Genomic DNA, 23,607 nt, shown 5'->3' with positions numbered 1-23,607 from the left:
AGGGGAGATTCTGAAAAATGAAGAAAAAATCAATAGTGACGTTGTCCATCCTGATTTTGCTTGCTGTTTTTGTCGCGGCATGCGGCGGAAATAATGCCAATAAAGGACCTTCAGCCAAGCCTCAAGAATCGGCTTCGCCCGAGTCTGGCGCCGAACAGCCCGCTTCCGAGGAAACCTCCGGAACGGTTACTTATGAATCGGAAACCGGCCCTGTTGAAATCCCGGCCAAACCAGCCCGTATCGTTGCGTTGACCAATGCGCCTAACGTGCTTTCGCTGGGTCAATCTCTAGTAGGCGTTGATCAATGGACAGGCGCAAATCCCCTTTTTACCGATATGCTAAAAGATGTAGCGATTGTATCCGAGGAAGATCCCGAAGGCGTTGCGGCACAAAACCCCGACTTGATTATCGCGGGCTCGCATATGAAAAACCTGGACCAGCTTTCCAAAATAGCGCCAACCGTCGTCTACACTTGGGGAAAGCTCAACTATCTGGATCAACAGCTGGAAATCGGCAAATTGCTAAACAAAACTAGCGATGCCGAAAAGTGGGTCAACGACTTCAAAACAAGAGCTACTGCCATTGGACAGGAAATCAAGGCCAAGCATGGCGATAACGTATCCGTTACTTTCTTTGAAATGGGAGATAACAGCGTGTTCACAATGGGCGACAGCTGGGCGCGCGGCACCGAAATTATTTACCAGGCTATGGGCTTAACTATGCCTGAAATAGTAAAAAAAGATACGGCAGAGGTCGGTTATTACTCCTTGTCGCTTGAGGTTTTACCGGAATACTCCGGCGATTTCATTATCGTCAGCCGGGATTTGAGCCGGGATAACGATATATTGACTTCTGAGGTTTGGAAAAACATTCCCGCCGTACAAAAAAACCAGGTCATTGAAATCGAAAGTAAAGCTTCGTCCTACAGCGATCCCACAACGCTGGAATATCTGCTAAACATTTTTGAACAAGGTTTCCTTGGACAAGGTCAATAATAGTAGTCATAAATAGTGCGTATTTATAAAATGCCAGACAATAAGTTGGAGGGAAACGTTTCCGTTTCCGCTTCAACTTTTTTGTATGTCTTTGTATACCTGTATAAAATTACATATAATAGTAGAATTATGCGACGTTTCATTTCGATTTTTGAAGCATGTTTAACCGTTTAAAGGCGGAATGAACTGTCAATCGATGAAAGGCAACCAGCTGCCTGTTAAAAACAACTCCGTAAACGCCGTAGGGCGTTGGAGCTAGCCGGAGAAGCTGCTCTCTTGTGGTCAATTCCACAATGTTAACCGGCATATCCAGTTTTTTGGCCGCTTCAGCCATATTTTGCGAAGCCGCATCAATAAAAGGGCACTGCCAGGTTCGAAGGACTGTCAGCTGGTCGTAGGGAGCAAGGCGTTTCTCCCAGTCATTCGGAAAATAAGGCTCCGGCGCTTGGCGAAAAGCATAGACTAGCAGCTCGAATTGATAGGGAGCTTGTGCAACTTCTATAAAACCGTTTTTCAAAAAAACAGCCTTGCCGGGCGTCCACGACGTATCGGGATTAGTCAGGACGATCACACCGTCCATGCCCAGAGCTCTTGCATCGTCAAGACATCTGGAAATAAGCGCGGATGCGTAGCCCTTACCGGCAACCTGCACCCATAAACAGTGTATAACCATGTAATTTTCCCCGTAAACCACCCTGGACGAGCTTTCGATGGGCACATATTCGATAAAACCCGCCGGCTTTCCACCTTCCATTATTTTTACATAGGTTAATCCTTTATCAAAATTACTCTCAAGCCACTCGTTTTTGTTCCTGTAACCGAGAGAGGTGTTTTTGCTTCTGCAGCAGTAGCAGCCTTCGTTATTCAAATTTGCTTTATTTACTTCGACTAACTGAAAGGTATCCATCACGTTCCCCCTTTTCCGAGCATATCTGCATCTGTAAATAAACAAACAGCCTCAGCAGAAACCGCAGAAACAGCGGCAGCTGAGGCTATTTGCGCACAACATTTGCGTAAGACTTAACCGGATCAAGCCTGCTCGATCAATTCAATCCATTCATTAAATTCGGATTGAAGCTTGGCATGCTCGATTTTCAGTTTGGAATGCTCTTGCGAAATTAATTCTTGCTCTTTGCGGCGCTGCTCCAATATCCGCTGCCATTCATCGCGTTCCTCCAGCAGCTCCTGCAATTGCTGCCGGACCTGGCTTGCAGCGGCGGCTTCATTCATTGCCTGCTCAAGCTGCAGCTTCAAATCAGCTTCGGTATCGGTCAAATTGTCTTTCATATCCTGCTGCCGCTGCCGCTCCTGCTGCAGCTCCTTAATCATGGCCTCGCGCTCCTGCAATTGCGCCTCTTGCAATTGAAGTTCGGCTTCCAGCTTTTCGCTTCGTTCGGCTATGGCTGCCAGCTGGCCGGACGCTATGCGTTCTCTAGCGGCAATCAGCTCCAGCTGCTCCGTCAACTCGCGGTCACGATTGCTGTATTCGTCCCTTTCCGCTGCCAGCTGCTCCACTTTTATGCGAAGCTGGCTTGCTTGCTCCTCCAGCTCCTGAAGCTGCTGCTCCTGCTCTTCAAAGCGCATTCCGCTTTGTTTATCTTCATTTTCCAGCAGGGTTAACCGCTCCGCCAATTCCTGCTCTTTAATGGCCGACAACTCAACTGCCTTCTCAAGCTCGCGGCGGGCAGAGCGAAGCTCCTCAACGGTTGCCGCAAGCTCCTGTTCGCGCAGCTGCTTGGCTTGAAGCTCCTCCTGAAGCTCAAGCTCCCTCAGCTGTATGAATTCCAGTTGCTCGCGAAGCTCATTTTCTCTGTCCATCTGCTCTTGCAGCTGATCCCCAAGCTGAGATTCTCTTTCCGTCTGCTCCTGCAGTTGCTCGCGAAGCAAGGCTTCTCTTTCCATCTGCTCTTGCAGCTGTTTTCGCAATTCAGACTCCACAGCAGCTTTGACCTCCTGGAGTTCATCTGCCTGCTGCTTAGCATCCGACAGTTGAATTTGCCAGCCTTCACGCTCCTGCTGCAGCTTGGAAATGCTGGTCCGAAGCGCCTCCTCCTGCTCCAGCGCTTGAATGAGCTGGTCATCCGCCAGAGACAGACGGCTTTCCAAAGCTGCCACCTCCTCCAGCATGCGCGCTTCAATGGCTGCACGTTCAGCAGTCAAAGCTTCGTTGCGCTGCGCTTCCAGAGCCGCCTTTTGGTCCAACAGAGCTTCTTCGCGCTGCGCCTCCAAAGCCTCCCTTTCGGCTTCAAGCGCTTGCTTCCATTCCGCTGCTACAGCCTCTTTCTCCGCCAGAAGCTTTGCTTCCCAGGCTTCCCGTTCCGCCATTCTTTCCGCTTCCTGCATTTTACTCTCAAGCTGCTTTTCCTCCAGCAGCTTTTGCTTATCGTCGGAAATCGCAGCAACGGCAGCCTCCAGCTCCTCCTGGCGGGCAAGCAGCTTGCTCCGCTCCTCCTGCCAGCTGCTGCGCCTGCGCTCCAGATCAGCCCTCAAGTCGCTTTCAAGACGGGCAAGCTCATCTTTGGACGAGGACTCAAGCTCGCTGATTTTTTGAGCCAGCTCTGCATTTCTGCGTTCAAGCTCTTCCCGCTCAGCAGAAGCAACCGCTGTCCATTCGCCGTCAAGCTGCTCCAGCTTTTCCTTCCAGGCCCTCTCCAGCTCATCCAGTTTTGTCTGGTGCTCGTTTTGCAGAGACGCAAGGCTCTGCTCCTTAGCCTGCTTGCCGGCAGCCGCAAGCTCTACCAGATCGCGCTGATGCTCGGCCTCCAGCTCGGCAGCGCGGCGCTCCAGCTCCGATAATTCTCCCCGCAGGCTCGCTTCCGTCTCCATGCTCCTGCGTTCTACATCTGCGGCTAGCTCAAGCGCCTCGTCGCGTTCCTTCAGCCACAACGCCTCTGCCTGCTCCTTCGCCGCCTTTAATGCTGCAAGCTCTTCCGCAGCGGCAGACTTCAAGGCTTCAAGCTCGGCTTTATGAGCGCTTTCAGCAGCAGCAAGCTCTTCTTCCTTTTGCAAAAGAGCGGACTCTGCGGCGCTTGCAAGCTGAGCCTCCAGGCCGCTAATAACTTCATCCTTTTCGGCAGTCAATTGGGCCAGTAGCCTGTCCCGTTCCGCCTCCTGCTTGGCCAGCTCCGTCTCCAGCCTGCTTTTCAGCTGGACAAGCTCCGTCTTTTTCTCAAAAATCATAACTTCCCTTGTTCTGGCGATGACTTGCTCATGCTCATGCTTCAGCGAACGCAAAGTTTCCTCATGCTCCTGAACAAGAGCATCCGCAGCCTCCTGCTGTAGACGCGCGGCTTCTGCGGCGGCATCAGCCGCTGCTTCCAGCCCCTGGCGCAGCTTTTCCTCCCAGACGCCCTCCAGCTCGCGCTGCTTTTGCTCCGCCAGCTCAAGCTCACGCGCCAGCTTCGCTTGAGCCTCCCCGGCCTGCTCCACCAAAGCTGCGGCTAGCTCGGCTTCCTTGTGCTTGGCTTCCTCCAGCAGCCGGGCCGTTTCCGCCAGCTTGGCTTCCTCCTGCTGCAGCCGCAGCGTTTCTCTGCGCAGCTGAAAAACTTCCTCCGTAATTTGCACCGCGCACAATACGGCAAGCTTTGGCATGTCCAGACGAGGATTGCTTTTGGCAAGCTTTCGCATGCTTTCGTCAATAGAGGTAGCTACTCTTTTGACATAATCGACACTGGAATGTCCTTTCAATTTATACTGAACTCCATATATATCAACGGTTACAACGGTTTGCTCCGCATCCACGTGTGTCGTATCCCCCTATCATTTGGCTGATACCGCCAAAACCTGCAGCATAAAAAAGCCGCATCGACGTTCACCTAAGAACTAATTCGATGCGGCTTGCCTGGTTTCCTGCCTACTTGCGCAATTCAGCGCCAAAAGATTGTTCCAATTGCTGGACAACTTCGGCGTGCAGGCTAGTTACTTCTTCATCCGTCAGCGTACGTTCCGCATGGCGGTACAGGAGCGACATGGCAACGCTTTTTTTGCCCTCTCCAAGCCGTTCTCCCGTATATACGTCAAATACGGAAACCGACTCCAGCAGCTCGCCCGCTTTTTCCCGCGCAACTGCCGTCAAACCGGCCGCAGGAACGGCACTGTCGACAACAACAGCGATATCCCGTTCAATAGCCGGGAAGCGAGGAAGCGGCTTGTAAACCAGATGGTCGTCGGCAAGCTCATAGATTGGCGCAAGCTCCAGCTCGACCAGATAGGTGTCGGCCAGGTCCCACTCCACCTGCTTTGCAGGATGCAGCTGGCCAACATAACCAATAACCACAGGGCCGTCGGCTGTCTCAAGCGTCACGGCTGCCGTGCGGCCAGGATGGAAATGCTCCGGATTGGCGGCAGCATAGGATACTTTGGACGATAGGCCAAGCACAGACAGAAGTGTTTCGACAATCCCTTTTGCATCAAAAAAGTCATAGGCGGCAGGCGCTTCATTCCATGCTTTTTCCTTGCGGTTGCCCGTCAAAAGCGCTGCAAACCGGTGCTTCTCTTGAGGAAGCTTGGTTAACGTCTCCTCCCGGGTATGGAAGACGCTGCCGATCTCGAATAAAGCCGATGTTTCATTTCTGCGATTGCGGTTATAAATCGCCGTTTCCAGCAATTGTGCGATGAGCGTGGTGCGCAATACGCTGCGATCCTCGCTCATCGGCATTGACAGCTTGACATGCTTGGCGTCTCCTGTCAGTACCGGGAACAGCGCCGTGCGGGCCGGACTGGTGAAGGAATAGCTGACCACCTCGTACAAGCCGGAATCCGCAAGACGTTTGCGAAGCTCGCGGCGGATGGCCTGCGGCTTGGTCAAGGCGCCCGGAATCGCGTCTCCGTGAATCAGAGTCGTTGGAATATTGTCATAGCCATGAAGGCGGGCTACCTCTTCAATGATGTCAACATCTCTTGTAATTTCGCCGCGTCGTGTGGGTACTGTTATCGTAAAGACATCATTGGTGTCCATCTCGTACGGGAATTGAAGTCGAGCCAAAATGGTGCGAACCTCAAGACTGGACAATGAGGTACCCAAATAATCGTTAATGCGGTCCAGCGATACATGAATGGCAGCAGGCTTTGGTTCGCGTGTGAAGGATTCCACCACGCCTTCAGCCACCAAGCCGTTTGCCAGCTCCGCAATAAGCGACGCTGCGCGATTCAGCGCAGGAACAACAGCCGCATGATCCACTTCTTTTTCGAAGCGAATGCTGGATTCCGAACGAAGGCCGAGCTGACGGGACGTTTTGCGAACAACGCCGCCATCAAAATATGCCGATTCCAGAATCAGGTTTACCGTATCTCCGGTTACCTCGGTGCTTGCTCCACCCATCACGCCTGCCAACGCAATCGGGGCATTCCCGTCTGCGATGACCAGCATATGCGGCTCCAGACGGCGCTCTTGCTCGTCCAGCGTAACCAGCGTTTCACCTTCGCGCGCCGGCCGGACCACGATTTTGCCGCCAGGGATTTTGTCCGCGTCAAACGCATGCAGCGGTTGACCGTATTCAAGCATAACGTAGTTGGTTACGTCCACAACATTATTGATCGGGCGGATTCCCGCAGCCATGAGCCGGTTTTTCAGCCAAAGCGGCGATTCTCCGATTTTTACCCCTTTGATGTAACGGGCGGAATAATGATGGCATTGGCCGGTTGCCTGCACATCGACAGACACATAATCCTCCGTTTTAATTGCCGCGTGCAGGACGGAATTGTTAGGCAGCTTGACATCGCGTCCCGTCAAGGCCGCAACCTCGTAGGCTGCTCCCAGCATGCTGAGGCAATCCGATCGGTTAGGCGTCAAGTCCAGCTCTAGCACCTCATCGTCAAGGCCCAGCACCTCGCCAATCGGCGCACCAATCGCCGTACCCGTTGGCAGCACCAAAATGCCTTCCTGCTGCTCCTTGGGCAACAGCTTGTCGTTAAGCCCCAGCTCCTTGGCGGAGCAAATCATGCCTTGTGACTCCACGCCGCGCAGCTTGGCCCGCTTGATCTTGAAGTCGCCTGGCAGAACAGCGCCGATTACAGCTACCGGAACGAGCTGGCCGGCATCCACGTTTTTGGCGCCGCACACGATTTGCAGCTCTTCACCAGTCCCAACGTCCACCTTGCAGACGTTCAGCTTGTCCGCATCGGGATGACGCTCCTTGGACTTGACGTAGCCGACAACTACGCCGCTAACTCCTTTATTGAGCTGTTCAACGCCGTCGATTTCGATGCCGCCGCGCGTCATTTTTTCCGCAAGCTCTTCTGCCGGCAGACCTTCAAGCGATATATATTCGTTAAGCCATTGATAGGATACTTTCATTTGTCCTCTTCCCTTCTCTTCTCGTCACATTCTCGCGAATTGGCCAAGGAACCTCAGATCGTTGCTGTAAAAATGGCGGATATCGTCGATGCCGTATTTCAGCAGGGCAATACGCTCAACCCCCATACCAAACGCAAAGCCGGTAACCTCCTCGGGGTCGTAACCGCCCATTTCCAAAACGCGAGGATGCACCATGCCGCAGCCGAGAATTTCCAGCCAGCCTGTGCCTTTGCACATCCGGCAGCCGTGTCCGCCGCATTGCACGCACGTAACGTCAACCTCGGCGCTTGGCTCCGTAAACGGGAAGAAGCTTGGACGCAGGCGAATTTGCGCCTGGGAGCCAAACATTTGCTGCACAAACTGCAATAATGTTCCCTTCAGGTCGCTCATGCGAATGCCCTTGCCAACGACAAGCCCTTCAATCTGGTTGAACTGGAAGGAGTGGGTCGCATCGTCGTCGTCTCTTCTGTACACCTTGCCGGGGCAAATAACCTTGATTGGCGCTTCGCCTTTTTTGGCCTGCATGGTGCGAACCTGTACCGGCGACGTATGGGTACGCATCAGAATGTCCTCCGTTACATAGAAGGAATCCTGCATATCGCGCGCGGGATGGTTTTTAGGCAGATTCAGCGCTTCAAAATTATAATAATCGCTTTCCACCTCAGGACCTTCAGCAATGCTGTAACCAAGACCTACAAACACGTCTTCGATCTCTTGAGCTACCTTGTTTAGAGGATGAATAGCGCCTGTTGGCAGCGCTCTGCCGGGAAGAGAGACGTCTAGCGTTTCAGCCGCCAGTCTGCGGTTCGTTTCCGCCTCCTGAAAAGCAACCTGCTTTTCTTCAATTACCGCTTCAATTGCGGCGCGCACATCGTTGGCTACACCGCCGATGACAGGACGCTCCTCAGCGCTAAGCGAGCCCATGCCGCGAAGAATCTCCGTCAGCGCTCCCTTTTTACCCAAATATTTGACGCGCAAATCGTTAAGCGCGCCTTGCGATTCCACTTCCTGAAGCTCGCGCAGCGCTTCGCCGCGCAGCTCCTCCAGCCTTTCCTTCATCCTGAACGCCTCCATTTTTCACTTAAATAAAAAAACAAAAAAGGTCCTTCCTCCCCGATAGGGACGGAAGAACCGTGGTACCACCCTGATTTCAACAGCAGGCCGGACTAATACCAGACAAGCTGTTCTCAAAGGCCCGATAACGGAGGCAGCCGTACTTCCCTACCGCGCCCGTACAGCGGCGTTTCAGGAGCATGCTCCGGAGCGAACTTCACCAGCCTGATTCTGCGGGAATGCTCTCAATCTGCGGCAATCCCTCCCTGTGCAAAAGCACTGGCTACTCTTCTCCATCACTGCATGTCAGCTATAAAGCTACATAATACCCACTATTATATGCAAAAACATGACCGCTTGCAAGGCATCGGTTAATCTTTGATGTCATTTAGGACATCATTGATTTGTTTGGCGTTTGCGATAGCCCCTGTAGCCAGCCAATGTCCCGTCTGCACCTGGTAAGCATGACCGGCTTTAACGGCGGGAAGCGATTGCCAGGCAAAGCTGTTCATCAGCTCCTCCGCCGCCGCCTGCGAATCTCTGCCCTGAATCATATAGAAAATATAGTCGGCATCAAGGTCAGGCAGCTTCTCTAGCGACAGGGACACATGCCCTTCCCAGGACAGCTCCTTGACCATGGGATGAGGCGTCAGCCCCAAATCGCGATAAAGCGTCAAGCCGCTGAAATAAACGCCGTCCATCAGCAAAAGCTCCTTTTGTCTCATGCGGACAACCGCAAAGGTTTTGCCGTCCGCAAGTGGCCCAAGCTTCTCTTTTGCTTCTGCTACCAGATCAGCGTATTGCTTTGCTCCGTCTGCTGCCTCTTTCTTGCGGTCCAGAATATCGCCCAGTGTCTGAAGCGTATCCTCCCAATTGCCCGCCGCATTATCGAACACAAAGGTTGGAGCTATTTTTGAATATTGCTCATATCTTCCTTCAGCTGCCATGTCGCTGCTGTAGAGTATAATCAGATCCGGCTCCGATGCGAGAATGGTTTCCGCATCCGGCCCGCCTGCAAAATCAATCTTTGGAACATCCTTTAATTGCGGCTCCAAATAATCCTGCAACAGCTCGCCCACCGACCATTTCAACACAGGCGTAACACCCAGCGTCAGAAGCGCGTCCTCCAGATAAGGCGCATAAATCCTAACCGGCGGCTGCTCAAGCGTAGTTACGCCGTAGACATGCTGAAATGTCCGTGGATATGCCGCCGCCTCGCCTGTTTGTTCAGCAGCGTCTCCCGTTTTCTCATTCGACGATTTGGCGGCATTAAGGTCTGCCGCTGTATTTTGCCCGCCGGAGTCTCCGTTTTGTCCGCTTGTATTGTCCTTCACGCCAGAAGCACATGCCGAAAGAAGCAGCGCGATCAAAATAACCCCGATTATACTTTTAAATTGCCTTGCAACTGCCATGATGCCCCTCCTGATTGTAATTAATTATCATTCTCAATGGAATGATAACATGATCATCCGCCCCTTTCTATGCACTTCTGTGCGGTATTGGAGATGTTTTTTGTGCGCTGGAGAACATTTATAGATGTCCTATCAGGTTAGCCAGCCAAGCAGTTTATCTATTATCAAATCGTGGGCAAGCGGACTGTATTCCAGCCATGGCGATGGTTCGACGTGCACTATACGGCTGTTTGCAACAGCCTGAAGGCAGCGCCATTTGTCGCTTGCGGCCAGCTGCTTCAAGCAGTCAATGGATTCTGCATCGGTATCCGAAGCAAGCAGCAAATATGCCGGATTACAGGCGCTGACAAAATCCATATCGACAACCTGCTCCACTTGAATGTCATTCCACTCATAAGGACAGGTCAAACCAAGATCGTCATAGAGAACAGCGCCAACATTACGCCTGCCAAATACCGATAGCTGATCCTTGGCAACCCGCAGCAGCATGAGTGATTGCGTCCCGATTGCCGCTTCAAGCTGAATGCGCGCTGCTGCCGCTTTAGCTTCATACCTCTCCAGCCAGCTTTCCGCCCGCTCCTCAAGCCGAAGCAAGGAGGCAATATGCCGCAGGTGCGATCGCCAATTGAGTTCTAGCCAAGGCACGCTGCCGCAAGGAGCAATATGGTTCAAATCCAGGCCGTATTGCATTTGAAGCAGACCATCATCGCACAAAATATAGCTTGGACCTGCTGCAGCCAGCAGCTTGTAATTGGTGTGCCATATGGAAAACTCCGTTTCCCCGTGCTCCAGACAGCTTCTGCCCAGATGCACCGGGACCGAGCTGTAATAAGTTTCGCGGTACAGCTCTCTTCCCTTTTCGACGGGAGCCGCAAGCGGCTTAATCCCTAATGCCAGCAAATGAGCTGTGTACGGGTTGGATAACACAGCTATCCGTTCATGGCTTTTGCGGCTGAATGCGCCGGGAGTAACCCCGGTTTCCGCTTTAAATTTACGGCGAAAATACGACTCATCCCCATATCCGCAGCTCCGGGCCACCTCCCCGATGGAGGCGCGAGGGTCCAGAAGCCGTTTTTTGGCATGGCGAAGCCTGATTTCATTCAAATAGGCAATCGGCGAGCAGCCCTTGATTCTTTTGAACAGACCGGAATAATACCAGGGACTTAGTCCCGCAATGGCCGCCAGCTTATCCCGCTCCAGATTTTCATGAAAGTGCTCCTCCATATAGGCTATCGTGCGTTCGATATCCTCCAATGACGAAAGAGGCCGCTCCGACTCCCCGGCAGTCAAAAGCTGTCCCACAAGCTGCTGGAACAAAATGCCCTGGCGGTTTCCGCTTGAGGCATGCGCCTGATCGGCAGCTTCTTTGAGCCGGAGCATCGTATCATATAATTCCCGGACTTCTTTGCCTTGAAGCTCGCCGTATTGAGGAAACCGGCCCGTTATTTTGCGAAATCGGCGCTCCGTCTCCCAGGAAGGCATACTCTCCAATTCGTCGAAGTCGAGCAGCAGAAGCCGACAGCCGCCGCCATGCCGGGACTCAATCTCAAACCACTCTCCAATGCCCAGCAAAAACATACGGCCTTCATCGACAGCATAGCTATGGCCGCCTGCTCTCAGAGTGCCTTTTCCTCCTGCCGCCAGCAGCAGGAGATGCGAGCTTGTTTTTTGGCGCGGAAGGCTTTCACCATTCTGAATAAGCACATCCCGCAAGTCATTGCACACATACACAAGCTCCCGCTCCTTAAAGTCATCTCTTAAAGTCATCTATTGTTCATTGTTGTCCAGGTCGGCGCTTCTCTGAATCCTTTCCCCCTCTAATGTCAGCACCTCCAACGAAGCGCTCCAACCCGTCGGAACAGGAAGCACAAAGCCTTCGCTCTCGTAATAAAAAGCGGTGAAGCCAGGAAATTCAAGATGGGATGCCGGAGCAGGCAGCTCCTTAAGCTTGGCCGTCACAGCCTTGCCGCCGGAATAACGTCCGGCTTGAAACGTCAACGAAATTTCCTGCGGCTTGCCGTCAGCCTCCGGCAGCCATACAATGAGCTCCGCCTTGTTGGGACCAGCCGCATTCGGCGTTACCTCCAGCGTATAATGAAAGCTTTCGCCCATCTGGTGATGCTTGTACGGCTCCCCGGATGACGCAGGACCAATAAAGGTAAATAAGCTTGCAATTGCAATAATGGAAGCCATCAGAAGTCCGTCCAGCTTCAAAAGGGAGCCTCGCGGCATCAAACGCGCCTTAGCTCTGCGCCGAAGAGCATACCCCGTTGCCGCCACCGCAACAACGAGACAGGCCTTCCCGATTAGCCATTGCCCCCAGGACGTATAAAGCAAATAGTGCCAGGACGGCGCCAGCAGAATAATCATGCCGATGCCGCTAACGACGAGCAGCAGGATTGTTAACCAGGCTATGCCTGCAAAACGCTCTGCAAAATGCCCCGTTTCCTTGCGCTCTTTTCGCCAAAGCACCAGCAGCGCAATGACGCCGCTCGCCCATAGAGACGAGCACAGCAAGTGAACAAAATCGAAGCCAATAGCACCGGTTTTAAGCTCCGCCGCCGCAGCATGTCCATTCAAGCTTTCTGTAACAAGCAACCCGGCAGCCCATACGATTCTGCCCGGAATTGCGAGAGACAGCGCGAAAAAGCCCAATAAAGCCAAAACAAGCTGTGCGATCCATACCTTCCCCAGCGATGTTTCCGTAAAAACGCGAAGCCAGCTATCCCCGCCTCCGACGCTTTGCGCTATGGTGATGGAATGAAGAAAAATATAAGTCAATGTTGCCAGCAGCAAAGCTTTAATCGAGGTTTGGCGCAGACTGTCGAGACGACGGAGCAACGGCTGCTGCTCATCGCCTCGCTTGAACAGGATCATCAAAAACGGCAACCCGGCGGCCAGCAGAGTCGAAAAATAAAAGGCGGCGCGGGAAACAATTAATGCCGCCGAAACGGCCAATGAGCCAAGCGAAGGGCTCTCAGCTCCCGGCTTGCCTGACTGATTGTGATTATGCAGCGCCGCATAAGTCTCCAGCGCCGGGGCTGGCGGCGCGGCTGATAATTGTACCCCCGCGCCGGCGCTCACGCTTGAGGCCAACGCCTTATCAGGCATGCCGCCAAGCAGCGCGGCCGCCGTCAATAAAACGATACAAAGCAGCAAAAGCCTGCCTCCCAAATCCTTTGCAGCTGCTGTAGCTCCCAGACGCCCGGCATTTTTGCCTGTTGCGTTTTGGGTCAGGCCACCTGGCCACTTTAGTCTTGCCTGCATGTCTATACCCCCTGTTTCCATTATGTAAAAGTCAGTAATTAACGGCCATATCAGGCCGCTGTGCGGTCAAGCTATAGGCAACCGTTCCGCACTGACAGTATGAACGATTTTTAAGACAGGGGCAACTATGTTACAATCATCAAAAGCGATAAAGGAGGCCTTTTCCATGGAAAGACATACAGGCGCTATCGTACAACAATCACTAGAAGCATTGCTTGGCAATTCAACCTTTCTTCCTCACCTTCAAGGACAACGACGCGAGCAGGCCTTTCAATCTCTGACCGCTATTTTGTCCACGCCAAACAAGGTACATAAAGCTTTTCTGCGTATTCCGCTTGATAGCGGAAACGTGGTTCGCATTCCCGCCTTCCGCATTCAGCACAATGACGCGCTGGGGCCCTACAAAGGCGGCATCCGCTTCCATGAAACCGTCAATGAAGATGAAGTGACCAATCTCGCTGCGCTGATGACGCTCAAAAACGCCTTGCACGAGGTGCCGTTTGGCGGCGGCAAAGGCGGCGTCGCCATTACGCCCCGCGACTTCTCGGAGCGCGAGCTTTATCTTATCTGCAAAAAATATGTGCAATATTTTAGCGATGTGCTAGGCCCCGATAAAGATATTCCCGCCCCCGATATGGGCACGGGCGACCGCGAAATGGACTGGATGATGGCCGAGTTCAAAAGCATCCATCCCGGACAGCCTTACCTTGGCAGCTTTACCGGGAAAAGCCTGATTAGCGGCGGTTCGCTTGGCAGACGGGAGGCGACAGGCAAAGGCGTTTATTTCACCCTGCGCTATCTGCTGCATGATTTCCTCAAGGAGCATAGCGGCTGGCTTTCAGCCAGCAGCAGCCCTTTTGCACAAACCGCGCTTGCACTTGGCGACAAACCGCTGACCATAGCGGTGCAGGGCTTCGGTAATGTCGGCTCCATCGCGGCGCTTGAAGCTTACAAATGCTCCATGCTGCGCAACAAAATCGTAGCAGTCAGCGATCGCAATGTTACTCTTTATAATGAGGAGGGACTAGATATTCCGTCCTTGCTGGCTTATGCGTCCGGCAATTCCGGCGATCTCCCTTCAAACGAGGAGCAGCTTGCGGAATCCGGCATCAAAGCCGAGCTGAAGGATCGCAGCGCTGTGCTGCTGCTTAACGTTGATGTGCTTGTTTTGGCCGCACTGGAGGGTCAAATTCATGATTCCAATGTGGATGACGTTAAAGCGTCCATCATTGTGGAAGGCGCCAATGCCCCGATCACGGGCAACGCGGATGAAAAGCTGGCTGCCAAGGGAACTATCGTTATTCCCGACATTTTGGCTAATGCCGGCGGCGTTATCGTTTCTTATTTTGAATGGCTGCAAGGCCGGGAAACGCAGTTTTACAGCGAGGAGCAAATCTTCAAGCTGCTTTATGACAAAATGCAGCATACGATGAAGGGCATACTTCCTGCTTATTTTGGCGAAAGCCAGACGCTCAGGCAAAATTGCTACATCCATGCCGTCATGAAGCTATCTTCCGTTTTGTTCAGACAAGGCAAGCTTTATTAAGGGGTTGTGAATAAATGGAGGTTGAGCAAATCATTTTGACCCGCATCGCTATCAGCAACGGGCATTGGGAGTCGCTGGAGCTTGATTTCACCGAGGCGAAGCTGCTTCTGGTTACGCAATACGGAGACAAGCTCTGGTATATCGACGCGGACGGCGTGGCAAACAGCGAGGTATTGGACTGGTTTGCCGCCAGCGAGGATATTTCCGTCAGCATGGAGGCCGTATCCAGTGAAGGCGAGCAGCTGCAGGGCAACGGTTTTCTGCACCCAAATACGGCGCACAAGGCCGCAGCCATTCGCGGCTCGGGAGAATTAAAGCGAAGCACGGTCTAGGATGTGTTTTCCAGGGTAATTCTTCGATTTACCCCAAATAAAGGGGCTGTCCGAAAAGTCAAACCGAACGAATAATTATTCAGCAGAGGGCCGGAGCGGAAAGGGTGTCTTGAGGGCGAGTTTTTTTGTCCGCTTTTATCCACTACAAATAGGATCAAAATAAAGCGGACAAATAGGTTTGAGCTTCCAAGACACCCTTTTCCGGTAGGAACCGGTTTTGCTGAATCATTATTCACCGTAACAGACTGTTCGGGCAGCCCCTTTTATCCTTATTTGCTGGAGATTTCGGGAGTCGTCAGCTGATCGTAGAAATCAACGGCTTTGTCCTTCTTTTCCGAAGCGCGGAGCGCCATGGCGGAACGAGGATGCTCGTCCAGAATGCCGGTAATCATGTAAGGAATGATATAGCCCCATTCTTCCTTCTCGCGAAGCGGAATCATATATTTTTCGATCATGTCCAGAACGGGACGTACGTTGTATTTCGTATTTTGCAGCTCGGAGACAAGCAGCTCCGTATTGCAATTGCCAGCCGCGCGGCCCATGCCGTACACGGATGCGTCAAGCAGCTCTACGCCTTTGCCTGCCGCAAGGAGCGTATTGGCAAAAGCAAGCTGAAGGTTGTTATGGGCATGTACGCCAAGCCGTTTGTTCGGCAAATGCTGGCGGAACTTGTCCACCAGGTATTCAACGTCGCTTGGCTTCAGACTGCCGTAGGAATCAACGATGTAAACAACGTCTACGACGCTTTCGTTAATGCGCTCGAAGGCTTCAACAAGCTGATTTTCCATCACATTGGACAAAGCCATGATGTTCAGCGTTGTTTCATAGCCGCGGTCGTGGAAGGTTTGAACCAGCTCCAGCGCCTTATCCACGTCTTGAATATAACAAGCCACGCGAATAAGATCGATCATGCTTTCGCTGCGCGGCAAAATATCGTTTTCATCCACGCGCCCGATATCAACGAGAGCGGACAGCTTGGTATTGCCTTTGTTCGGCAGCACCTTTCTAAGAAAATCGTCATTCAGAAACCGCCAAGGTCCCGCGCTATCGGCTCCTTTCAGAAGCTTTGGAGAATTTTTGTAGCCGATTTCCATATAATCAACGCCGGCTTCGTTAAGGCTATTATACAAATGCTGCACAAACTCCACGCTGAAGTCCCAATTATTGACGAGGCCGCCGTCGCGGATGGTGCAATCGACGATTTTACAATGGCTAGTTTTCGAATGCATACTGCTGCTCCTTTGATTTGAACATGAGTTCATTTTTTCCTTACATCATACTTGAAAAAAACGGTGAACGCAAAGCTTTATTGGCTATTATTATGCGGATATCATCTTAAACAAGCCCATGTCTACTTATGTTCTAACCGATTTCTTCTATTTCCCCAAAGGCGCAGCCCATTCCATAACAACAAAACTACACAACGCACCTCGCGATAACTTACAGGCGGGTAACGGTATAGCCCTTTTCTTTGAGCGCGTTTACGATTCCGTCTTTTCCTATCATATGGAAAGATCCTGCAATGACAAAATACGTTTCCTTTTTTTCGTCTCCCAGGTAACCTTCAATTTTTTCAATCATTCCAGCATTACGGTCAATAATCGTGGTTTTGTAATATTCCGGTATTTCCTTCATTGCTTCCAGCATTTCTGCCAATGCAGCTTCGTCTCCGCTACGCCACAGATCGGCCAGTGTCTCCGTGCCGTTATCCGGCTGATGGAATGTTTCAAGCAGCTCCTTTATCATAGAAGCAATAAGACCATCCGAGAAATGGTTAAATTGCGAATATTGGGAATCATGCGATTCCAGCTCCAGAATAGACTTTCCGGAAGCCGTTGCCTTCTGCGCGAAGTACATATCAATGCCAAGACCGGCTTCAAAGCCGCCTAATCGTGATTTCATGTTATCCAAACTTATATAGACCATCCAAGGTTTAAATGTATCGAGGAATGTTTCAGGCGCTCCGTTTTCCTTCAAAATGGTTTGAATCTGTCTATACATTTCAGCGTCAATATGGTCGGGCAATGTTGTGTTGTCATCGTACAGCATATACTTTTTTTGAAGTTCCTTCATCGTTTGCTCATCCATTGGAGCAGCCATGTTTACTTCCAGAACCAGATGATCGGAATTAGCATATGCCACATTCAGCTCTGGTCGAATCGGGTACATCTCATCGTTGCCAACATGGATAGAACCAAGCAAATACAACTCCACGCCATCCTTTTCTACCTTCCAGAAAAAACCCTTGTTATCTTGCAGCGCCAAAGCAGCAGCGCGACTTTCAGCATCCCAGTCAATGCGGTAACCCGCATTTTCTGCCAGGAATCGAAGCGGGGCGTACAATGTTCCGTTAACAATTTTTGGAGCTGCCCTCAGTTGATGCGCCTCATTATTGGCCATGGCCTCCGTTTTCCCGGTTTCGAGAACAAAAGAAAGCTCGCCTTTCGACGCACGAAGAGTCGTATTTGCTCTATCCCAGCGTAGCTCATAATCCAGTCCTTCCAGGAAAGCTTCAGCCGGGACCAGTGTCGTTGCTTTTTCAATGAATGCATGTCCGCTATCAAAGGTTAGCTGTTCTTTATCAAGTAATACCGCTACAGGAGGCGCAACAGTTTGCGCTTGTACACCAGTCGCAAATACAAGCAGCATAACAACGCTTATAAATAATGACGTTAACTTTTTCATTTCTGGCTTCAATCCTCTCAGATTATGTTTTGTAATGTTAAAACTCCTTGTGTCGATGAATGGCCGCTGAAATAAAATAGGATAAAATAAACATGGCTAGCGAAATGGCCAAAGAGATATTCCCCACACTAGGAGAGGTTCTGAACGTAATCGTTTCGTCAGACAAGTACAACAGATACCAGACCAAAAATCTCAGCCCGACGGATAGTCCAATTGCCGTAAACAGCAGCGTATCGCTTTTTTCGGCCCCCAGCTTCAAAATAAGCGGATAAACTATGGCAACAGTGGAAAGGGACAGCTGCAAACCAAAGTTGTAGCCCAGGATGAGTGTATTAAAGTCGATTTTTCCCCGCATGGCTTGAAGGGCCACCGTGACCAGACTTGCAGCAACTCCGATCAATATCAGCAGAATAAATGAAATGTATTTGGCGCTAATAAGTGTATTTCTAGTCACCGGCAAAGTAATTTCGAATTTATTCCATTTGGAGGCTTCATCCATCTTTAAAGAAGTGGACATATTGGAGACAAGGACAAATGTCTGCATTGCAATGACGATGCTGATAATGCTGTTTTCCTTTACAAATAGCGGTACAAACGCAAGCAGCAGGGCGATTATGAGCGATAGCTTGATATTGTCTCGACTCGTATAAAGATTGTTAACCACCAAACCCCTCATTTTATTGATCCCCCTTAACCAGCAAAACCATAATTTCATCAATAGTGCCTGTGTCTACCACAATTCCGCTATACTTCCGCTCAAATGCCCCTCTGTTCTCCACCAGCACATCGATTTGATAATCCCGTTTTTTAAAGGCCAGCATATCCGCACGGTCAATGTGCTGAAACTGTTCAGCTTTGCAGCGGGCAATTCCATATTCATAGATTAGATGATCCTTTTTCTCTGTCAAAAGGATTGTGCCTTGATGAATAAATGTAATGTAATCAGCGATCTTTTCCATATCGGTGGTAATATGGGAGGACATCAAAATGGAATGGTCTTCGTCTTCCACAAATTCCAGGAATACCTCCAAAACCTCATCTCTGACTATCGGGTCCAGCCCGGAGGTGGCCTCATCCAGAATGAGCAGCTTAGGCCGGTGCGAAAGCGCAACGGCAAGGGCCAGCTTCATTTTCATTCCACGCGAAAACTTTCCGATTTGTTTCCTCGTATCCAGCTTAAATCTCGCAGTGGCGTCCAGAAAAAACGAATGGTCCCATTGCTTATATATCCCTGACATGACCTTCGACAGCTTGGCCGGCGTCAATACTTCCGGGAAGTTGGATGCATCGAAAACTACCCCTATTTGCTCGCGAATGTCTGTATCCCTGTCCCCCATTTCCCGGCCAAAGATTTTTATAGTGCCGCTGTCCTTTTTGATGATGTTTAAAACCGCATTCATCGTTGTTGACTTTCCCGCTCCGTTTTCTCCAACAAAGCCCATAATCGTTCCCTTGGGAATGGAAAACGAAACGTTATTTAGACGAAAATCAGAATCAGGATAAGTTTTATTCAAATTTTGTATGTCCAAGCTGTAGCTCATCGTTACTCCTCCATATAAAAAATAGTTAGCAATTCGATCAATTTAGGCAAAGGTATCCCTCCGGTCCGCGCCGTTTCCGCCGCCAGACTTAACTGTTCTTCTACATTCTTCTGCAGCTCCTCTTGGATAAGTTCCTTGTTTCTTGCTGCCACAAGGCTGCCTCGACCAACGGTTACGCCCTAATCATGGCTTTAACTTGTGAGGTGATCTGCTCATATATGGGTTTGCTTGTATTGCTGCTAATGATGTCCACATGCAACCACCGCCTCACTGACGTTTAATGTACTTATTGTATAAGTACAATATCATACATTATAGTAGGTTTGTCAACAAAAAAAAGGATATTGGATAGCGGCGATAAACTGAAGCATTTACAAAGCGGCTTTTTGGAGATAAAATATTATGTAAACAACGCTGAATTTTTCCGAATGGAAAAAGCGGGGGAACCAACGCGGCCGAAATCTGCATACGCTTATGTATGCCGGTTTTATCGCAAGGGGTGAATCCGGGTTTACCCGGTAGGGCTTCCTCTCTAGCCCGAATCCGACAGCTAACCTCGCAAGCGAACAAAGGAGAGATGTATGATGCTTTGTTTATCGCTGCATGATTCCCTTTATCCAGAGCAAGATCCAGGGCAGCTGACCGTCTCCAGAATCGAAGTTTTTGTTATTCCTGCACTGGCGATCGATAATGAAGGCTACCGTGTATGCCTTCGTTTGACAACGGAGCACGGATACGGCTGGAGCGAGGTTTTTCTGGCTAAACAGGATTACGTCTTTTTTGAGCCGGAATCCTGGGGGAAACAATTGCAAGGCTTTATCGGCCGTTTTCCGCTATCCTCCCTCACAACAAGGCTGACGGAGATGATTGCAGGAAAAGCTGATGCCGACAACCGCGCTTTTTCGCTTTTTGCCGCCGCGCTTGGCGCCATACAGCAGCAATACGCCTCGGGCGTTGCCGCCGTATCATCGGCCATACCCGCGGAAGAATCCGTTTTGCAGCTCAGGTCCATTTCGTACATCTCTTTGGATTAATGTATAAACAAGGCAAGCCCCCGTTACCGCGCTCCCAAGGAGCCGGCGACGGGGGCTTGCTGTTTGTTTTCAACGACAGCGCTTGCTTCCTACTAAGTAAATTAAGCAGCGTTTGCTTTCAGTTTGTGTTCATCGGATCTATAAAAATCGATTGATGCCCTTTTTTAATATTGTGTCAATTGACAGCGTCTAAGAGCCAGTTGATCGGTAATGACGGATGCCAATTTGCCAGATTAGCAGACATGGAAGCAGGAATAACGCTCCGCCAAACGGGAGCAGAAGCAGCTCTGCCGTACTGCCCTCTCTTTTATCCAGCAGCAGCATAAGCGGCAAATAGCTGACGCTGGCAAACGGTATGATGTACGTAAAAAACTTACGTACCCAGGCTTCGTATATGCCAAGCGGATACTGAGCCATCTCCCGGCCGCCATCTGTAAACACGTTTGCCAGCTCCAGTCCTTGAACCGACCAAAAACACATCGTCGCTGCAAGAATAAAAATACCGGTAAATACAAACACACCGTTGACAACCATCAGCAGCACCGCCAGCAGCTTGGGAAATGTCCAAAGCTCCGGCAGCTGGCTGATTGACCACGCCAATACCGCTCCGCCCTGGATGAGACGGCCAAACCGGGTAAACTCGAATGCGGAGCCAAGCACTTGTACGACAGTTCCCCGCGGCCTCACCAGCAAACGATCAAAGTCCCCTCTTACCACAAGCCCGGAAAAGGAATCAAAGCCGCGCGCAAAGCATTCGCTCAGGGAAAAAGCCAAATGGATGATGGCATAACATAGCGTTACCTCAAAAAAGGTCCAGCCCTTTAATTGTCCAAATCGCTCAAACATAAAATAGACGCCCGCAAAAACGGTAAACGGAATAAGAAATTGTCCCGCCGTCAGCATGAGGAACGACGTCCTGTATTGCATTTGACTGCGAAAATGAATGCTTAAATAGTTGAAATACAGCTTCATGTCCTCACCCTCCCTGTACGATAACGCTGCGCAGCGCCCGGCGCATGAGCCACTGTCCCACCACGGCCAGCGCCAAAATCCATAGCAGCTGCAGCCCGATGCCGGTAATGGCTTCATTTACGGGAATATGCCCGCTGTAGACCCGGAATGGAAAATCTGCCGTAAAGCGAAAAGGCAGAGCATATACGATGCTTTGCAGCCAATCCGGCATAAGCGGTACGGGAATGATAAGCCCGGCAAAAAACTCGCCGATGACAGCAATCATCAAGGTTGAACCAACAGGCGACATCGTCCAAAATACCGAAATATATATCAGCATGGATATAGCCACCACAACCAGCAGTCCCAGCATCAGAGCAATCAGAAACAGACCAAACGAGGCCGGGCTATCGGGCAGGCTCATGCGGTAAGGCTCCGGCAAAAAGAACACGACTAGCATAATCGGCAGGCTGCGAAGCAAGGCGCTCGCCATTCGCTGCGCCAGCAGCTTGACGAACCAGAACACATACATATTGACGGGACGGCATAGCTCATAAGCGATATTGCCGCCCGTTATCATGGTGAACAGCTCGTTGTCCCGGTACCATAACATAATAAAGGCAACAAACATCTGCTGCAGCCACACATAGGTGACCAATTGCTGGATCGACAAATCCGGTGATACTCCGCTATTTTCGTAATAGGCCATAAAGATCATCATAAATACAAAGCCAAAGAACAGCTGAGTCGCTATCCCGGCAAGGGCCGCAGCGCGGTATTGAAGCCCGTTGATGAAGCGTATGCGCCACAAGCTGGCGTAGGCTTTCAGATGGATGGCGCTCATATCCGATGCTCCTCGTACAGCTCCAGTATCATTTCGTCGATATCCTTGGACTCTACTATCACATCGCGCAACTGAACATTTTGCGACAGCTGCGCAATCACGTCAGCCATGCTGGTTTGATCCGTGTCAAAGCCGTAGACCGCACGCTCCGGGTACCATTCCAGCCTGGTTGCGCCTTCGATATCAACAGGCTCATGATGCTCCCGAAAATCCGCCTTCAGTATGCGGTTGCGTCCAAAACGAGTTCTCAGCTCCGTCAGGGAACCGTCGTACAGCTTGGTTCCTTTGCCGATCATAATAATCCGGTTAGCCAGCGCTTCAATATCGCTCATATCATGCGTGGTCAAAATGACCGTAACCGCACGTTCCGCATTAATGTCCTTAATAAATCGCCTGACAGCCAATTTGCTGACGGCATCCAGCCCGATTGTTGGTTCGTCCAAAAACAACAGCTTGGGGCTGTGCAGCAGGGAAGCTGCTATTTCGCATCGCATGCGCTGGCCCAGGCTTAGCTGCCTGACCGGCATAGACAACAACGGCCCAAGATCGAGCATATCGCTCAGCAAATCCAGCTCTCTTTTGTAAGACGCTTCGGGAATCCGGTAAATATCCCTTAACAGCTCAAATGAATCCAACACCGGCACATCCCACCATAGCTGCGACCGTTGACCAAAGACAACGCCGATATTCCGCACGTATTGGCTCCGTTCCTTCCATGGGGTGTACCCCATAATAGAACAGGTTCCTGCATCCGGCACGAGGATTCCGCTCATGACCTTGATCGTGGTTGATTTGCCCGCTCCGTTAGGCCCTATGTAGCCTACGATTTCTCCCTCCCCAATCTCAAAGGAAATATCCTTCAAGGCTTCAACCATCCGATGCTTGCGTACAATGAGCGACTTTACCGCCGCCTTCAATCCCGATGTCCGCTCGGCTACCTTAAAGGTTTTACTGATGCCGTGCACCTGAATCATTCCGTTATTCATACTTAGCCTCCTCTCGCATTTCCAACAGAAAAAAAATATATCGTAAATTTCAAAAAAAGTATAGACTTATGTTTTCTGCTGTGTTATTCTATTATTATAGATGACGAGGAAATACTATTTTTATAAAACGTTTAGCTTTTAAAGTTCTATTTGAATACTTCATCGGTTTAACGGTTGTTTTGTGCATCCGTTTTTTTGCATTTTATTTGTATTTTAGGTTTTTTAGGGGATACGGTTCGGACCATTTAGTGATCTATCCGGTTGTTTTAAGGGGATTTTCCGTGGGATTTTCCGGAAATAGTTGATTGGAAAAGAAACGGTGGATTAGCGTAGGAATTGGGGTAAGGGAATTGGGGTAAGTCGTTTTGTATGATTCTTCATATAAACGGGCGCGTTTCTCTATTGGATCAAGCGCTTTTGTATGTTTCTTCATACAAACGGGCGTGTTTCTCTATTGGATCAAGCGCTTTTGTACGCTTCTTCATACAAACGGGCGTGTTTCTTTCTTGGATCAAGCGCTTTTGTACGTTTCTTCATACAAATGGGCGCGTTTCTCTATTGGATCAAGCGCTTTTGTACGTTTCTTCGTTACTACTTAGGTGCTCTACTAAGTGAATTTTTGGAACAAACAGGAACTAAGGGCCTCGATGCCGAATGAGTCATTTA

Annotated in this window: 19 protein-coding genes and 1 riboswitch; of the genes, 4 read left to right on the top strand and 15 right to left on the bottom strand. The window is 50.6% G+C overall.

The annotated features are described in order from the left end of the window. The first annotated feature begins 17 nt into the window (after positions 1-17). Positions 18-995, top strand: a complete 978-nt coding sequence (locus tag A7K91_RS22645; protein WP_068686764.1) for an ABC transporter substrate-binding protein — start codon at positions 18-20, stop codon at positions 993-995. A gap of 139 nt (positions 996-1,134) precedes the next feature. Here the strand turns inward: A7K91_RS22645 and A7K91_RS22640 are convergent, their stop codons facing one another. From A7K91_RS22640 to A7K91_RS22610, 7 genes are all read right to left on the bottom strand, one after another. Further along, complete coding sequence (locus A7K91_RS22640; protein WP_068686763.1) at positions 1,135-1,902, bottom strand: GNAT family N-acetyltransferase; 768 nt, start codon at positions 1,900-1,902, stop codon at positions 1,135-1,137. Between the two features lie 122 nt (positions 1,903-2,024). Beyond that, positions 2,025-4,736, bottom strand: coding sequence for a cell division protein ZapA (zapA, locus tag A7K91_RS22635; RefSeq protein WP_068686762.1), 2,712 nt, complete (start codon positions 4,734-4,736; stop codon positions 2,025-2,027). A 112-nt stretch (positions 4,737-4,848) separates the two neighbouring features. Beyond that, positions 4,849-7,290, bottom strand: coding sequence for a phenylalanine--tRNA ligase subunit beta (pheT, locus tag A7K91_RS22630; protein ID WP_068686761.1), 2,442 nt, complete (start codon positions 7,288-7,290; stop codon positions 4,849-4,851). A 24-nt stretch (positions 7,291-7,314) separates the two neighbouring features. Then, positions 7,315-8,349: a phenylalanine--tRNA ligase subunit alpha gene (pheS, locus tag A7K91_RS22625; protein ID WP_068686760.1), complete on the bottom strand. Its 1,035-nt coding sequence runs from the start codon at positions 8,347-8,349 to the stop codon at positions 7,315-7,317. A 365-nt stretch (positions 8,350-8,714) separates the two neighbouring features. After that, entirely contained in the window at positions 8,715-9,755 is a 1,041-nt protein-coding gene (locus tag A7K91_RS22620) for an ABC transporter substrate-binding protein (RefSeq protein ID WP_068686759.1), read from the bottom strand. Positions 9,756-9,887: 132 nt separating this feature from the next. After that, positions 9,888-11,486, bottom strand: a complete 1,599-nt coding sequence (locus A7K91_RS22615; protein ID WP_169833446.1) for a helix-turn-helix domain-containing protein — start codon at positions 11,484-11,486, stop codon at positions 9,888-9,890. Positions 11,487-11,522: 36 nt separating this feature from the next. After that, positions 11,523-13,022: a copper resistance D family protein gene (locus A7K91_RS22610; protein WP_068686757.1), complete on the bottom strand. Its 1,500-nt coding sequence runs from the start codon at positions 13,020-13,022 to the stop codon at positions 11,523-11,525. A gap of 166 nt (positions 13,023-13,188) precedes the next feature. Between A7K91_RS22610 and A7K91_RS22605 the strand changes: the two genes are divergently transcribed. Both A7K91_RS22605 and A7K91_RS22600 read left to right on the top strand, forming a co-directional pair. After that, on the top strand, positions 13,189-14,568 hold the full coding sequence (locus tag A7K91_RS22605) for a Glu/Leu/Phe/Val family dehydrogenase (RefSeq protein WP_068686756.1): 1,380 nt from the start codon (positions 13,189-13,191) through the stop codon (positions 14,566-14,568). A gap of 14 nt (positions 14,569-14,582) precedes the next feature. After that, on the top strand, positions 14,583-14,900 hold the full coding sequence (locus A7K91_RS22600) for a hypothetical protein (protein WP_245697768.1): 318 nt from the start codon (positions 14,583-14,585) through the stop codon (positions 14,898-14,900). Positions 14,901-15,169: 269 nt separating this feature from the next. Here the strand turns inward: A7K91_RS22600 and A7K91_RS22595 are convergent, their stop codons facing one another. The 5 genes from A7K91_RS22595 to A7K91_RS27480 form a co-directional block, all read right to left on the bottom strand. After that, positions 15,170-16,129, bottom strand: a complete 960-nt coding sequence (locus A7K91_RS22595; protein ID WP_068686755.1) for an aldolase catalytic domain-containing protein — start codon at positions 16,127-16,129, stop codon at positions 15,170-15,172. A 211-nt stretch (positions 16,130-16,340) separates the two neighbouring features. Continuing rightward, positions 16,341-17,585: a TraB/GumN family protein gene (locus tag A7K91_RS22590; RefSeq protein ID WP_068686754.1), complete on the bottom strand. Its 1,245-nt coding sequence runs from the start codon at positions 17,583-17,585 to the stop codon at positions 16,341-16,343. 37 nt (positions 17,586-17,622) lie between these two features. Then, the gene (locus A7K91_RS22585; RefSeq protein ID WP_068686753.1) at positions 17,623-18,261 is read right to left on the bottom strand and encodes an ABC-2 transporter permease; all 639 of its coding nucleotides are present in this window, start codon (positions 18,259-18,261) and stop codon (positions 17,623-17,625) included. Between the two features lies 1 nt (position 18,262). Beyond that, positions 18,263-19,126, bottom strand: coding sequence for an ABC transporter ATP-binding protein (locus A7K91_RS22580; protein ID WP_068686752.1), 864 nt, complete (start codon positions 19,124-19,126; stop codon positions 18,263-18,265). Positions 19,127-19,128: 2 nt separating this feature from the next. Next, entirely contained in the window at positions 19,129-19,278 is a 150-nt protein-coding gene (locus tag A7K91_RS27480) for a hypothetical protein (RefSeq protein WP_425415671.1), read from the bottom strand. 250 nt (positions 19,279-19,528) lie between these two features. After that, positions 19,529-19,706: riboswitch (cyclic di-AMP (ydaO/yuaA leader) on the top strand. A gap of 1 nt (position 19,707) precedes the next feature. Between A7K91_RS27480 and A7K91_RS22570 the strand changes: the two genes are divergently transcribed. Beyond that, positions 19,708-20,160, top strand: coding sequence for a hypothetical protein (locus A7K91_RS22570; RefSeq protein ID WP_156739765.1), 453 nt, complete (start codon positions 19,708-19,710; stop codon positions 20,158-20,160). A gap of 189 nt (positions 20,161-20,349) precedes the next feature. Here A7K91_RS22570 and A7K91_RS22565 read toward each other — a convergent pair whose 3' ends face one another. Genes A7K91_RS22565 through A7K91_RS22555 form a run of 3 tightly spaced genes read right to left on the bottom strand, consistent with a single transcriptional unit; the run spans position 20,350 to position 22,941 of the window. Next, complete coding sequence (locus A7K91_RS22565; protein WP_068686750.1) at positions 20,350-21,132, bottom strand: ABC transporter permease; 783 nt, start codon at positions 21,130-21,132, stop codon at positions 20,350-20,352. A 4-nt stretch (positions 21,133-21,136) separates the two neighbouring features. After that, a complete protein-coding gene (locus A7K91_RS22560; protein ID WP_342671755.1) occupies positions 21,137-21,955 on the bottom strand; it encodes an ABC transporter permease in 819 nt (272 codons plus the stop codon). Next, positions 21,952-22,941, bottom strand: a complete 990-nt coding sequence (locus tag A7K91_RS22555) for an ABC transporter ATP-binding protein (protein ID WP_245697767.1) — start codon at positions 22,939-22,941, stop codon at positions 21,952-21,954. Before A7K91_RS22555 ends, A7K91_RS22560 begins: the two co-directional genes overlap by 4 nt. Positions 22,942-23,607 lie beyond the last annotated feature (666 nt).

Origin of the sequence: Paenibacillus oryzae (assembly GCF_001675045.1) — a bacterium.
Classification (GTDB): Bacteria; Bacillota; Bacilli; order Paenibacillales; family Paenibacillaceae; genus Pristimantibacillus; species Pristimantibacillus oryzae.
Note: the sequence above shows the minus strand (reverse complement) of the source record. Positions and strands in the feature narration are given on the sequence as shown.

Excerpts from the sequence above, each read along its gene's own strand:
- A7K91_RS22640 (WP_068686763.1), bottom strand. The coding sequence starts at position 1,902 with ATGGATACCTTTCAGTTAGTCGAAGTAAATAAAGCAAATTTGAATAAC.
- A7K91_RS22620 (WP_068686759.1), bottom strand. The coding sequence starts at position 9,755 with ATGGCAGTTGCAAGGCAATTTAAAAGTATAATCGGGGTTATTTTGATC.
- A7K91_RS22555 (WP_245697767.1), bottom strand. The coding sequence starts at position 22,941 with ATGAATAACGGAATGATTCAGGTGCACGGCATCAGTAAAACCTTTAAG.
- A7K91_RS22590 (WP_068686754.1), bottom strand. The coding sequence starts at position 17,585 with ATGAAAAAGTTAACGTCATTATTTATAAGCGTTGTTATGCTGCTTGTA.
- A7K91_RS22600 (WP_245697768.1), top strand. The coding sequence starts at position 14,583 with ATGGAGGTTGAGCAAATCATTTTGACCCGCATCGCTATCAGCAACGGG.
- A7K91_RS22610 (WP_068686757.1), bottom strand. The coding sequence starts at position 13,022 with ATGCAGGCAAGACTAAAGTGGCCAGGTGGCCTGACCCAAAACGCAACA.
- A7K91_RS22580 (WP_068686752.1), bottom strand. The coding sequence starts at position 19,126 with ATGAGCTACAGCTTGGACATACAAAATTTGAATAAAACTTATCCTGAT.
- A7K91_RS22570 (WP_156739765.1), top strand. The coding sequence starts at position 19,708 with ATGATGCTTTGTTTATCGCTGCATGATTCCCTTTATCCAGAGCAAGAT.
- A7K91_RS22645 (WP_068686764.1), top strand. The coding sequence starts at position 18 with ATGAAGAAAAAATCAATAGTGACGTTGTCCATCCTGATTTTGCTTGCT.
- pheS (WP_068686760.1), bottom strand. The coding sequence starts at position 8,349 with ATGAAGGAAAGGCTGGAGGAGCTGCGCGGCGAAGCGCTGCGCGAGCTT.
- A7K91_RS22560 (WP_342671755.1), bottom strand. The coding sequence starts at position 21,955 with ATGAGCGCCATCCATCTGAAAGCCTACGCCAGCTTGTGGCGCATACGC.
- A7K91_RS22595 (WP_068686755.1), bottom strand. The coding sequence starts at position 16,129 with ATGCATTCGAAAACTAGCCATTGTAAAATCGTCGATTGCACCATCCGC.
- A7K91_RS22585 (WP_068686753.1), bottom strand. The coding sequence starts at position 18,261 with ATGAGGGGTTTGGTGGTTAACAATCTTTATACGAGTCGAGACAATATC.
- A7K91_RS22565 (WP_068686750.1), bottom strand. The coding sequence starts at position 21,132 with ATGAAGCTGTATTTCAACTATTTAAGCATTCATTTTCGCAGTCAAATG.
- A7K91_RS22605 (WP_068686756.1), top strand. The coding sequence starts at position 13,189 with ATGGAAAGACATACAGGCGCTATCGTACAACAATCACTAGAAGCATTG.
- pheT (WP_068686761.1), bottom strand. The coding sequence starts at position 7,290 with ATGAAAGTATCCTATCAATGGCTTAACGAATATATATCGCTTGAAGGT.